The organism is Streptomyces sp. MK37H (genome assembly GCF_018035285.1).
GTDB classification, from domain to species: Bacteria; Actinomycetota; Actinomycetes; order Streptomycetales; family Streptomycetaceae; genus Streptomyces; species Streptomyces endocoffeicus.
Window position 1 is genome coordinate 1 of the sequence record NZ_JAAAYH010000264.1, and the last position, 12,881, is coordinate 12,881.

At 71.1% G+C, this 12,881-nt stretch carries 9 protein-coding genes and 1 pseudogene; 2 read left to right on the forward strand and 8 right to left on the reverse strand.

Annotated elements, in window-relative coordinates; genetic code table 11:
• Together GWI24_RS29580 and hemC are read left to right on the forward strand one after the other, a co-directional pair.
• Positions 1-1,804, forward strand: a pseudogene (locus GWI24_RS29580) (hypothetical protein); the annotation flags it as partial.
• Between the two features lie 30 nt (positions 1,805-1,834).
• Positions 1,835-2,767 (forward strand): hydroxymethylbilane synthase, encoded by a 933-nt coding sequence (gene hemC, locus GWI24_RS29585; protein WP_210948948.1) that lies wholly within the window; start codon positions 1,835-1,837, stop codon positions 2,765-2,767.
• Between the two features lie 78 nt (positions 2,768-2,845).
• On the opposite strand, the gene GWI24_RS29590 is transcribed toward hemC, so the two are convergent.
• The 8 genes from GWI24_RS29590 to GWI24_RS29625 all read right to left on the reverse strand — a co-directional run bounded on the left by GWI24_RS29590 (position 2,846) and on the right by GWI24_RS29625 (position 12,755).
• Positions 2,846-4,258 carry an NAD(P)/FAD-dependent oxidoreductase gene (locus GWI24_RS29590; protein ID WP_210948955.1) on the reverse strand — a complete coding sequence of 471 codons (1,413 nt, stop codon included), beginning with the start codon at positions 4,256-4,258 and terminating at the stop codon, positions 2,846-2,848.
• Between the two features lie 47 nt (positions 4,259-4,305).
• Positions 4,306-5,133 carry an inositol monophosphatase family protein gene (locus tag GWI24_RS29595; protein ID WP_210948949.1) on the reverse strand — a complete coding sequence of 276 codons (828 nt, stop codon included), beginning with the start codon at positions 5,131-5,133 and terminating at the stop codon, positions 4,306-4,308.
• Between the two features lie 154 nt (positions 5,134-5,287).
• Entirely contained in the window at positions 5,288-6,778 is a 1,491-nt protein-coding gene (locus tag GWI24_RS29600) for an MFS transporter (protein ID WP_210948950.1), read from the reverse strand.
• 104 nt (positions 6,779-6,882) lie between these two features.
• A complete protein-coding gene (locus GWI24_RS29605) occupies positions 6,883-7,920 on the reverse strand; it encodes a methyltransferase (RefSeq protein ID WP_210948951.1) in 1,038 nt (345 codons plus the stop codon).
• Positions 7,921-8,153: 233 nt separating this feature from the next.
• Complete coding sequence (locus tag GWI24_RS29610; protein WP_210948952.1) at positions 8,154-9,155, reverse strand: TIGR03842 family LLM class F420-dependent oxidoreductase; 1,002 nt, start codon at positions 9,153-9,155, stop codon at positions 8,154-8,156.
• Between the two features lie 14 nt (positions 9,156-9,169).
• Positions 9,170-10,573, reverse strand: coding sequence for a dihydropyrimidinase (gene hydA, locus GWI24_RS29615; RefSeq protein WP_210948956.1), 1,404 nt, complete (start codon positions 10,571-10,573; stop codon positions 9,170-9,172).
• Complete coding sequence (locus tag GWI24_RS29620; RefSeq protein ID WP_210948953.1) at positions 10,570-11,916, reverse strand: aspartate aminotransferase family protein; 1,347 nt, start codon at positions 11,914-11,916, stop codon at positions 10,570-10,572. Before GWI24_RS29620 ends, hydA begins: the two co-directional genes overlap by 4 nt.
• On the reverse strand, positions 11,913-12,755 hold the full coding sequence (locus tag GWI24_RS29625; protein WP_210948954.1) for a nitrilase-related carbon-nitrogen hydrolase: 843 nt from the start codon (positions 12,753-12,755) through the stop codon (positions 11,913-11,915). Before GWI24_RS29625 ends, GWI24_RS29620 begins: the two co-directional genes overlap by 4 nt.
• Positions 12,756-12,881: the final 126 nt, after the last annotated feature.

Here is a 12,881-nt window from a genome sequence, read left to right on the forward strand (position 1 = left end):
CCGCTTTTGCGGCGGATGCGGTGCGGATCTGTCCACGTTTCCGCCGGTGTCGCCGTTGTCCGGCTCCGCGTCCGGCTCCGATGGCGCTCCCCGCACGGAGCCGGAGAGCGGCCTGCCGTCGTTCGACCGGTACCGGGCCCACCGCAGGCTGGGCGGCAGCCGGGGGTACAGCGTCTATCTGGCTCGTGCGGCACACGATCCCAGGGGGCAGGTGGTGATCCGCACCGCCGAGGGGGCGAAGCGGGAGCTGCGGACCGAGGCGGAGGCGCTGCGGCGGATGTCCGGGCACTACGCCCCACGGCTCTTCGCTGACGCCTCCTCCCTCAACCCCCCGTGGATCACGCAGGAGTTCATCCACCTGCCGGACGGCTCACCGGCCCCACCGCTGTCCACGCTCCTGGGCCGGAGGCCCGACGGCTCACCCCGGCTGGACGCCGTGCACGCCGCCACCATCGGCCTCCGCATCGCCGAGGCGGTGAACATGTGCTCGCTCAAGGGCGTCGTCCTCGGGACCCTTACGGCGGACACCGTGCTCGTCGTCGGCCGTACGGTGAAACTCATCGGCTGGACCGACGCGAGCGTCAACGACCGCCGTCCGAAAGCCCCGACCGGCGCGGACAACGTCTACGCCCTGGGCGAGATCCTCCGCGCCCTGAGCGACGCGCAGCCGACCGCTCAGCTCTCCCAGACAGACGCCGTATGGCGCGAACCCCAGCTGATCTCGATCATCTCCGCCTGTCTGGACGACCGGCCGGGCAGGCGACCGTCCGCGGGCCGGGTGGCGGATGTCCTCGTCCAGTGCCTGCCCCCCGCGCTGACCTCGGCCCATACGTCGTACGAGGTCGAGACCTCGGCCCCCACCCCACCGCCGGACGAGACACCGGACGCCGGGCCCGCCGCCCCCACGACGGCTCCCGAGCAGCCGCAGCCGCCTCGCTCCACCCGCTCCCGCCTGGCCGCGCTCGTGGGGCTCGGCGGGCGGTCGGCCAGGGCGGAGCAGCGACAGCGCAAGCTGGACCTCATCCGTACGCCGCTGCCGTCCTGCCACCGCATCGCGGTGATCAGCCGCCCCGTGAGTGCTGGGCGCACCGTCACGACCCTCGCCCTGGGCGCGGTCCTCGCGGGCGAGCGCCAGGACGAGGTCATCGCGGTGGACGCGATGCCCGGCGGTGACACCCTCAGCCGCCGGGCCGGAGGCCGGTCCGAGGGGACCATCCGCGATCTGGCCCGCGCCGGCCTGCCCAGCGACGACGCGGACTCCATCCGGCGCTTCACCTCGCGACTGCCCTCCGGGCTCGAGGTCCTCCTCGGGGACACCACCCCGATGAGTCTCGTGGGCCGGGCGGCCCCGATCGACAACATGGAGTACCGCCGCGTCATGGCCCTTCTGGCGCCGCACTACCCGATCGTCCTCAGCGACTCGGACACCGGCGCACTCCATGGCAGCATGCGGGGGATCCTCGATCTCGCCGACCAACTGATCGTCGTCACCACTCCCGCGGTGGAGCACATGAGGAGCGCGCACACGGCCCTGGACCGGATGGCCGAGGACGGTCACGCGAATCTGGTGCGACGCGCCATCACCGTGGTCAACATGTCGCACGACGTGCCCTGGACCGATCACTACGAGGGCCTCACGGCGACGTTCCGGGACCGCTGCCGCGGCGTGGTCGTGGTGCCGTACGACGAGCATCTGGCTTCCCGGGGCGAGATCGACCTCCGGCGGCTCGCGTCCAGAACCCTCGACGCCTATATCGACCTCGCCGCCCTGGTCGCGGAGGGGTTCCCCGGGGCCGGGACATAGCGCCCGCCGCGAGGGCCTATCCTCTACGCCATGTCCGCCGATTTGATCCGCATCGTCTCCCGTTCCTCCCCCATGGCCCTCGCCCAGGTCGAACGGGTCCGTACCGAGCTGGCCGCGCTGCGGCCGGGGATCCGTACGGAGGTCGTACCGGTCACCACCTCCGGCGACCGGTGGATGGGCGATCTGTCGAAGCTGGGCGGGAAGGGCGCGTTCACCAAGGAGGTGGACGCCGCGCTGCTGGCGGGTGAGGCGGATCTCGCGGTGCACTGCATCAAGGACGTGCCCGCCGACCGTCCGCTGCCCGCGGGCACGGTCTTCGCCGCGTACCTCAAGCGGGACGACATCCGCGACGCCGTGATCCACCCCGGCGGGCTGACCCTCGACGAGATGCCCGCGGGGACCCGGATCGGCACCTTCTCGGTCCGCCGCGTCGCCCAGCTGGCCATCACCCACCCGCAGCTGGAGTGCGTGCCGATGCGCGGCAACGCCAACCGCCGGCTGGAGAAACTGGACGCGGGCGAGTGCGACGCGCTGCTGCTGGCCGTCTCGGGTCTGGAGCGGATCGGCCGTACGGACCGGATCAGCGAGATCCTGCCGGTGGACGCCATGTGCCCGCCGATCGGGGCCGGGGTGCTGGGGCTCCAGTGCCGGGAGGACGACACCGAGACGATCGAGGCCGTGGCCGGACTCGGCGACGCCGACGTCTGGAAGGAAATCACCGCGGAGCGCATGCTGCTGCATGTGCTCCAGGGCCACTGCAACTCCCCCATCGCGGGCTACGCCAGGGCCGAGCGCGACGGCCGCCTCTCGCTGCGCGCCCGGGTCTTCAGCCCCGACGGCAAGACGGTCCTGGACGCCCACGAATGGGCGGGCCCCCTGGACCCGGCCACCCTGGGCACGTCGGTCGCGGTGGCACTCCTCCGGCAGGGCGCCCGCGAGGTCATCGACGCCATCCCGCACTGAGGCGCTATCCCGCACGAGGCGCCATCCCGCACTGAGGCGGCATCCCGCACTGAGGCCGCCGCTGCGCCCTCCTGGGCCCTACCGCGCCCGCAGCCTCCGCCACACCGCTCGTGCCGCGTGGTGGCCCGACATGCCGTGGACGCCGGGGCCCGGTGGGGTGGCGGAGGAGCAGAGGTAGACCGCCGGGTGGGCGGTGGCGTAGGGGACGCGGGCGAGTTTGGGCCGTATGACGGCCTGGAGGCCCTCGAAGGCGCCGCAGGCGATGTCGCCGTCGATGTAGTTGGCGTTGCGGGCGGCGAGTTCGGGTGGGCCGGCCACCGCGCGGGCCAGGACCAGATCGCGGAAGCCGGGGGCGAAGCGCTCGATTTGACGCTCGATCACCTCCGTGGCGTCGCCCTTCCAGCCGCTGGGCACATGGCCGTAGGCCCAGAAGGTGTGCTTGCCCTCCGGGGCCCGGGAGGGGTCCAGGAGGCTGGGCTGGGCGGTGATCAGGAACGGGACGGACGGGTCGCGGCCCTCGACGGCGGCCCGTAGCGCCGCGCCGATCTCGCCGGAGGTGGGGCCGACATGGACGGTGCCCGCGCGGCGGGCGTCGGGCGCGGTCCAGGGGACCGGGCCGGACAGCGCGTAGTCGATTTTGAAGGCGCTGGCCCCGTAGCGGTAGCGGCGGTAGGCGTTGCCGAGACCGGCGATACGGGCCAGGGCGCGCGGCGAGGTGTCGAAGATGTAGGCGCGGGCGGGCGGCAACTCGTCGAGCCGCTTGACCTCGGTGGAGACGTGGATCGTCCCGCCGTGTGCGCGCAGGTACGCCCCCAGCGCGTCCACGATCGACTGGGAGCCGCCGCGCGGGATCGGCCAGCCGACCTCATGGGCCGCGACGGCGAACATCAGGGCGGGGCCGCCGGAGACCGGTGCGCTGGTGGGCGCGATGGCGTGGCCGGCCAGCCCGGCGAACAGGGCACGCGCCTTCTCGTCGCGGAAGCGGAGCCGGCCCGCGAGCAGCGAGACCGGCTGGAGCGCGTGCAGCCCGAAGCGGGCCCAGGTGATCGGGTCTCGGGGCACCCCGTCCCAGTGGGCGCGCAGCAGATCGGGGGCGAGGGTGGCCCAGCGGCCGAGGTAGGGGGCCAGCAGCCGGCGGTAGCTGCCGGCGTCGCGGGGGCCGAGCGACATGGCGGTCTCGCCGACCGAGCGGGCCAGCACCGCGGCCGTGCCGTCCGGGAAGGGGTGGGCCAGCGGCAGCTCGGGGTGGAGCCACTCCAGGCCGTACCGGGCCAGCGGCATCCGGTCGAAGGCCGGGGAGCCGATGGCGAGGGGGTGCACGGCGGAACAGGGGTCGTGCCGGAAGCCGGGGAGGCTCAGCTCTTCGGTGCGTGAGCCCCCGCCGATGGTGTCCGCGGCCTCGAAGATCTCCACCGCGCAGCCGCGGCGGGCGAGTTCGACGGCCGCGGTCAGCCCGTTCGGCCCGGCACCCACTACGACCGCGTCGAGCATGGACGGCACGTCGGCTCCCCCTCGTCCTCGAGGTATCAGTGGAACGATCAGCCGGCGGCGGCCAGCAGGCCCAGGATATGCCGAACGGCCGCCTCGTCCCTGGCCGCCGTGAAAGGAAGGGCGTTGCCCCCGCTGATCCGGAACGGCTTGCCCTCGAGCGTGCTGTGCGCGCCGCCCGCCTCGTCGACCAGCAGCAGCCCTGCGGCGTGGTCCCAGGCGTTCTCCCAGGTGAAGGCGACGGCGTCGAGCAGCCCCCGGGCCACGTTCAGATACTCGAGACCGGCCGAACCGCAGGGTCGCACCTCGGCCCCCGGCGCCCGCAGGCCCGACAGGGTGCGCTTCTCCGCCTCGGTGGTGAAGTCGAAGTGGGAGATGGCGACGTGGAGGGCCGTGCCGGGCTCCGGGGAGCCGCTGCGGATCGGCTCGCCGTTCAGCAGCGCGCCCCCGCCACGGCGGGCGGTGGCCATCAGGTCGAGCACCGGGGCGTAGGTCCAGGACGCGAGGAGCTCTTCCCGGTGGGCGAGGGTGACCAGCGTCGAGAAGCCGGGGTCGCCGTGGACGAACTGCCGGGTGCCGTCGACCGGGTCGACGATCCATACGGGCGCGTCGCCACCGAGGGCGGTGAGCACGGCCGGATCGGCGTGCACCGCCTCCTCGCCCACCACCACGGAGCCGGGCAGCAGCTTGGTGAGGGCGTCGGTCAGATGCTCCTCGGCCTGCCGGTCGGCGGTGGTGACCAGGTCGTGCGGGCCCTGCTTCTCGACGATCTCATGGGCGGCGAGCTGCCGGAAGCGCGGCATGACCTCTTCGGCGACCGCCGCGCGGACCGCCTTCTCCACCGCGCCGAGATCACCGGCGAGAAATTCATCGATCATGCGTTCATCGAATCATGTCTCCGCGACAGCGGGTGGCACGGCGACTGCGGGAAGGTGTCATCGAGGTGAAGGGAGAGACCGCCCCGAAAGGCGCGGATCCCCCTTTGACCGGCATCACGGCTCACCCCGTCGATATGCGGGAACGGGCGCGGGGTCACGGCACGCGTTCGGCGGGCTGGTCGGGGGCCGGCTCGGGGCTGGGCTCCGCCGGGCGGTGGGCTCGGGCGCCGGTGGTGAGCAGGCCCAGCGTCACGATGGCGAGACCGCACCCGGCCATGATCGCCCAGCCCAGATGGCTGGCCCCGGGGAACCCGGAGCTGAACGGGCCGTGCACCCGGGCGGTGGAGACCGAGCCGAGGACGGCGACGCCGAGGGCCGCCCCCACCTGACGGCCGGTGGAGGTGACCGCGGCGGCCACCCCCGCCTGGGAGCGCGGCATCCCGGAGACGGCCGAGTAGGTGAGCGGGGCGTCGAGCATGCCGAAGCCGATGCCGAACGCCACGTAAGCGATGACGAGATACCAGATCGGGGTGTCCGCCCGCACCTGGGTCAGCAGCAGTCCGCACGCCGCCGTACCGGCCCCGGCGATCACCATCGGGATACGCGGGCCGCGGGCGCCGACGATACGGCCCGCGAGCGGTGAGGAGACCAGGGTCATGGCCGCCATCGGCAGCGTGAGCAGCCCGGTGTGCAGCGGGGAGAAGTCCTTGACGTCCTGGAGGTACAGGGCGTTGAGGAAGAGGAACCCGGCGAGCGCGGCGAAGCCGCACACCGCCGAGGCGATGGCGCCGCTGAAGGAGGGGCTGCGGAAGAAGCGGACGTCCAGCAGCGGTTCGACGCGGCGGAGTTCATAGCGGACGAGAGAGACGGCGGCGGCCACGGCGACGGTGAAGCAGCCGACGATCAGCGCCGAGTCCCAGCCCTTGACCGGGCCCTCGATGATGCCGAACGTGAGCGTCGCCAGCGCCACGATCACCAGCAGCTGCCCCACCGGATCGAGCCTGCGCGGCCGCGGGGCCTTGGACTCGGGGACGAACAGCGCGGTGAGGGCCAGGGCGAGAGCGGCCACCGGGAGGTTGACCCAGAAAACGGCCTGCCAGCCGGTGGAGTCCACCAGCGCACCGCCGACGACGGGCCCCAGCGCGATGCTCACGCCCGCGACCGCGCCCCACATCCCGATCGCCCTGGCCCGCTCCTTCAGGTCGGTGAAGGTGTTGGCGATGATCGAGACCGCGACCGGGTTGAGCATGGCGCCGCCCATGGCCTGCACCATCCGGAAGGCGATCAGCGAACCGGTGTCGGAGGCCAGCCCGCACAGCAGCGACCCCAGGCTGAACAGCAGCAGCCCGGACTGGAACGTTCTGCGCCTGCCGAACCGGTCGGCCATGGAGCCGGAGAGCATCAGCAGGCTGGCGAGCACCACGGTGTAGGCGTCCACCGTCCACTGGAGCCCCGAGGGCGTGGCGTCCAGATCCTCCTGGATGGACGGCAGGGCGAGGTTCACGATGGTGGTGTCGAGGCCCACCATGAACAGGCTGATGCAGCAGATCCCCAGGATCAGCCACTTGTGGCGGTGGTGCGGCGGCGGGCGGTCGCCCTCGCTGTCCGCGTGGGCCGGGGTGGCTGGGCTCGTGGCGCCGGCCATGGTTCGCCTCCCGATCGGGGCGGGTCGTGCCCCCGGCGCACGGGCCGTCGCGACCTCCGCATCGCACGGCGCGCCCGCCGGGGGTGTCCTCGCCTGGTTCCGGACTATGCCTTGCGGCCGGTGATCACGACGGTGTCCGCGCCGAGCGGAACCCGTCCGGCGGGCTCGATGCCCACCGCGCGGAACCACTCCTCGTACTCGGCGCCCGTGTAGACCATGCCCTCGCCGGAGGCGATGGTGTGGAAGTACGCGGACAGCAGCGCCGCCCGCTCGGGTCCGGTGCCGTCGTCGTCCTGGCGCGGGGTGACCACGTAGATCGCGCCGCCGGGAGGGAGGGCGCGGGCGGCCTTGGCGAGGAGCTCCTGGACTCGCTCGGGGGACCAGATCTCCAGGAAGTGGGCGAAGAGCACGCCGTCGCAGCCGGTCGGGAACTCGTCGTGGAAGGCGTCGAGACTCACGGCCCGTACCCGGTCGGCCAGCCCCAGCTTCTCGATCTTCTCGTTGGCGGCCGCCGCGATGGAGGGCAGATCACCGATGGTGATGCGCAGATCCGGTCGGCGGGCGGCGAAGTTGGAGGCGTTGATGGCCGTTCCGCCGCCGATGTCCAGGAGGTGGGTGCACTCGGAGAGGTCGAGCTTCTCTCCCAGTTCGGCGCCCACGAGCCTGCTCACCGAGGACATCATGGTGTGGAATGTGGCTTCCAGTTCGGGATTTTCGGCGAGCCGCCCGTAGAGGGTGGGCGCCGTTCCCGGAATCTCCCGCCGCAGACCGACGTTGGTGTCTTCCTTGAGGGATTCACAGAACCAGGCCATCGCCCGGTAGATACCGTCTTGTTCCCAGGGAATGTTGGAGGCGGGCGCCTCGTCGAAGTTGGCGGTCAGCGGCTTCGAGAGAGGGGTGGTGTGGTAGCCGTCGCCCTTCTTGTCCAAAAGCCCGAATACCGTACAGCCGAGAAGGAGGATGCGGGTGGGCTGCTCCTTGAGGCCCAGCCGGGTGGCTATCTCACCCACGGCCAGGCCGGGCTCCTTCTCCACCAGCGCGAAGAGCCCTAACTGGAATGCGGCGCTCAGGAACTGAAACCGATAGTGGGCCTTGTAGAGCCCCCGGAGCTCCACATCTATCGGTACCTCGGTTTGTGTCATGCCCAACCCTTCTGTGGCAACGAGTCGTTCGGCCGACCGCACATCAGAGCACAAAAACCGAGGTGATTGTAACCATGTTCGAAGGCTTTCGGGGATCCGCTTTTTGTTCTCGGCGGCCGCCCGCCGATAGTCGACGAGCGGCCGCGGAAACGGAATTAACCCCTCCTTATAAAAAGGGGCCATGCCTTGCCGGTGTGCGACTGAGCCGGTGGGCCGGTCAGCCCGTCAGCCGGTCAGCCGGTGAGCGCGGGGATGATGTGCTCGCCGTACGCGTCGAGCGTGCGCTCCTTCGCGTCATGCATCGCATAGACCGCGAACTGGTCGACCCCCAGTTCGCGCAGCCGCTCCAGCTTCTCGATATGCGCCTCGGCCGGGCCCAGCAGACAGAACCGGTCCACGATCTCGTCGGGCACGAACTCCGTGTCCGGGTTGCCGGCCCGGCCGTGGTGGGCGTAGTCGTACCCCTGCCGCTCCTTGATGTACGCGGTCAGGGACTCGGGCACGGCGCCGGAGTGGTCGCCGTAGCGGCCGACCAGGTCGGCCACGTGGTTGCCGACCATGCCACCGAACCAGCGGCACTGCTCACGGGCGTGGTCCAGGTCGTCCCCGACATACGCGGGGGCGGCGACGCAGATGGTGACCGCGTCCGGATCGCGCCCGGCCTCGGCGGCGGCGGAGCGCACCGCCTTGACCATCCACTCCGTCAGGAACGGGTCGGCGAGCTGGAGGATGAACCCGTCGGCCTTCCGCCCGGCCAGCGCGAGCGCCTTGGGGCCGTAAGCCGCCATCCACACCGGCAGTCTGCTGTCCTCGATCCAGGGGATGCGCATCGGGCTGCCGTCCACGACGGTCTCCCGGCCCTCCGCCAGATCGCGGATGGCGTCGATGGCGTCCCCGAGGCGGGCGAGGGTGTTGGGCTTGCGCCCCGCCACGCGCAGCGCGGAGTCGCCACGGCCGATCCCGCAGACCGTGCGGTTGCCGTACATCTCGTTGAGCGTGGCGAACGTGGAGGCGGTCACCTCCCAGGTGCGGGTGGACGGATTGGTGACCATGGGGCCGACGATCAGCCGCTCGGTCCGGGCCAGGATCTGGCTGTAGATGACGAACGGCTCCTGCCACAGCACCGCGGAGTCGAACGTCCAGCCGTAGCCGAAGCCATTGCGCTCGGCGCGGCGCATCAGCTCGACGACGGCCGAGGCGGGTGGATCAGTCTGCAGCACGAGTCCGAAGTCCATGCTCGCTCCCTGGGTCAGGTCAGGTACTGACAGGTGTCACGGACGAGGAACTGCCCGTGCCCGGCACGTCCGGTGTACTCCCGCTGGTCGATGACGGGGACACCGCGCGAGAGCACGGTCTCGACCTGCCCGGTGATCTGCTTGCCCTCGTACGCCGAGTAGTCGACGTTCATGTGGTGGGTCCGGGCGGACAGGGTCTGCTGGGCCTCCGGATCGTAGACGACGATGTCGGCGTCGGCCCCGGGCGCGATGGTGCCCTTGCGCGGGTAGAGGCCGAACATCCTGGCCGGGGTGGCGCAGGCGATCTCGATCCAGCGGCGGCGGGAGATATGGCCGTCCACCACCGCCTGGTGGAGCAGGTCCATCCGGTGCTCCACGCCCGGCATTCCGTTCGGGATCTTGGAGAAGTCGCCGCGGCCCAGCTCCTTCTGCCCGGTGAAGCAGAACGGGCAGTGGTCGGTGGAGACCACCTGGAGGTCGTTGGTCCGCAGCCCCCGCCACAGCGCGGCCTGGTGCGAGGCGGGCCGGAGCGGGGTGGAGCAGACGTACTTGGCGCCCTCGAAGTCCGGTTCGGCGAGGTTGTCCGTGGACAGGAACAGATACTGCGGGCAGGTCTCGCCGAAGACCGGGAGCCCCAGGTCACGGGCGTGGGTCAGCTCCGCGACGGCCTCCTCGGCCGACACGTGGACCACGTACAGCGGGGCGCCGGCCACCCGGGCGAGCTGGATGGCGCGATGGGTCGCCTCCGACTCCAGCAGCGCCTTGCGGACCTCACCGTGGTAGCGGGGGTCGGTCCTGCCCTCGGCCAGGGCCTGCTCCACCAGGACGTCGATGGCGATGCCGTTCTCGGCGTGCATCATGATCAGCCCGCCGTTGCCGGAGGCGTGCTGCATGGCCCGCAGGATCTGCCCGTCGTCGCTGTAGAAGACCCCCGGATAGGCCATGAACAGCTTGAAGCTGCTCACGCCCTCCCCCACCAGGAGATCCATCTCCTTGAGCGTGCTCTCGTTCACATCGGAGAGGATCATGTGGAAGCCGTAGTCGATGGCGCAGTTGCCACGCGCCTTGAGGTGCCAGGCGTCCAGCCCCTCGCGCAGGGCGTGGCCCACGGTCTGGACGGCGAAGTCCACGATGGTGGTGGTCCCGCCCCAGGCCGCCGCCCGGGTGCCGGTCTCGAAGGTGTCGGAGGCGAAGGTGCCGCCGAACGGCATCTCCATATGGGTGTGCCCGTCGACCCCGCCCGGGATGACGTACTTGCCGGTGGCGTCGATCGTACGGTCGGCGGTCCAGCCCTGGGCCCACTCGCTGCCGGGCGCGGCGAGGGCGGCGACCTTGCCGTCCTCGATCAGCACATCGGCCGGGGTCTCCTCGGCGGCGGTGACGACCAGCCCGCCACGGATCACGGTACGGGACATCAGCTCGCGCTCCTTCCGGACCGGGTGGCCCCCAGGGCGGTCTTGAGGGCGGCCTCGAGGATCTCCGCGCCCTCCTCGGCCTCGGCGACGGTGAGGCTGAGCGGCGGCGCGATCCGCAGCACGCTGCTGTTGTGCCCGCCGCCCTTGCCGATGAGCAGCCCGCCCTCCCGGGCGGCCTCCAGCACGGCGGACGCGCCCTCGGGCGACGGGCCGCCGGTGCCCGGATCCACCAGCTCGATGCCGGTCATCAGCCCCCGGCCGCGGACCTCGCGCACGCCGTCCAGACCGGCGCAGGCGGCGCGCAGCCGCTCGATCAGCAGCCCGCCGACCCGGCGGGCGTTGCCCTGGAGATCGTGTTCGACCAGGTGGTTGAGGTTGGCCAGACCGGCAGCCATGGTGATGGGGCTGCCGCCGAAGGTGGAGATGGAGTTGGCGTCCAGGCAGTTCATGACCTCGGCACGGGCGACGACACCGCCGATCGACATGCCGTTGCCGATGCCCTTGGCGAAGGTGAGGATGTCGGGCGGCCCGGAGCCGTCGTGCGCCTGCCAGCCCCAGAAGTGGTCGCCGGTGCGGCCCCAGCCGGTCTGCACCTCATCGGTGATCCACAGGATGCCGTGCCGGTCGAGCACCTCGCGGAAGGCGGCGAACAGCCCGTCGGGCGGGGAGGTGAAGCCGCCGACGCCCTGGATCGGCTCGGCGATCAGCGCGGCGACATTGCCGTGCGCCTGGCCGAGGACGTCCTCGAGGTCGGCCACGCACGCCTTGATGAACTCGCCGTCGGACAGCCCGGCGAACGGGCCCCGGGTGCGCACCGCGCCGTGCACGTACAGCGTCTGCAGCGGGGACAGGCTGGTCGGCGACCAGCCGCGGTTGCCGGTGATGCCGACGGCCGAGAAGGAGCGGCCGTGGTAGCTGTTGCGCATCGCCAGGATCTGGTTGGAGCGGCGGTAGGTCGTGGCGAGCAGCAGGGCCGTGTCATTGGCCTCGGTGCCCGAGGTGGTGAAGAAGACCCGCGCGTCCGGGATGCCGGACAGCGCGGCGACCCGCTCGGCCAGGTCGACCATGGGCCGGTCGAGGTAGAGCGTGGAGGTGTGCAGGATCCGGCCCGCCTGCTCGCTGATCGCCTTGGTGACCTCGGGGAGGGCGTGGGCGGTCATCGTGGTGAGGATGCCGCCGAAGAAGTCGAGGTAGCGGTTGCCCTCGGCGTCCCAGACATGGCGTCCCTCGCCGTGGGTGATCTCGATGGGGCGCTGGTAGTAGACGGCGAGCCAGTCGGGGAGTACGGCCTGGTGGCGGGCGTGGAGGGCGGCGTGGGGGCCGCTTTTGACGTCATCGCTGCTCACGGCTGCACCAGCCCCTCGTAGGCGTCGGGCCGCCGGTCGCGGTAGAACGCCCACTGCTGGCGCACCTCGTCGATCAGGCCGAAGTCGAGGTCGCGGACGATCAGCTCCTCCTTCTTGTCACTGGCCACATCGCCGACGAACTGGCCGCGCGGATCGACGAAGTAGCTGGTGCCGTAGAAGTCGTTGTCGCCGTACTCCTCGGTGCCGACGCGGTTGATCGCGGCGATGAAGTACTCGTTGGCGACGGCCGCGGCGGGCTGCTCCAGCTGCCAGAGGTAGGCCGACAGGCCACGGGAGGTGGCCGAGGGGTTGTAGACCAGCTGCGCCCCCGCCAGGCCCAGCTCACGCCAGCCCTCGGGGAAGTGGCGGTCGTAGCAGATGTACACCCCGACCTTGCCCACGGCGGTGTCGAACACCGGCCAGCCCAGGTTCCCCGGCTTGAAGTAGTACTTCTCCCAGAACCCCTTGACCTGCGGGATGTGGTGCTTGCGGTACTTGCCGAGGTAGCTGCCGTCCGCGTCGATCACGGCGGCGGTGTTGTAGTAGAAGCCGGACTGCTCGAGTTCGAAGACGGGGACGACGATCACCATCCCGGTCTCCCGGGCCAGCTCCCGCATCCGCCGCACGGTCGGCCCGTCCGGCACCGCCTCCGCCCACCGGTAGTGTTCCGCCTCCTGCACCTGGCAGAAGTACGGCGCGTTGAACACCTCCTGGAAGCCGATCACCTTGGCGCCCTGAGCGGCCGCCTGACGGGCGTATTCCTCATGCTTCGCGATCATCGATTCGGTATCGCCGGTCCAGTTGGCCTGGACGAGGGCGGCACGTACGAGGTTGGCCATGATCAGCTCCTCAACCTGTGTCTACGCACGTAGAATCCGGGCTGTGAAGAACGTAAGAGCGCACTGACCACTCTGGCAATACCGCCGCTGTTACTCAACGAAGACGATCACGTTTCGCGTTTTATC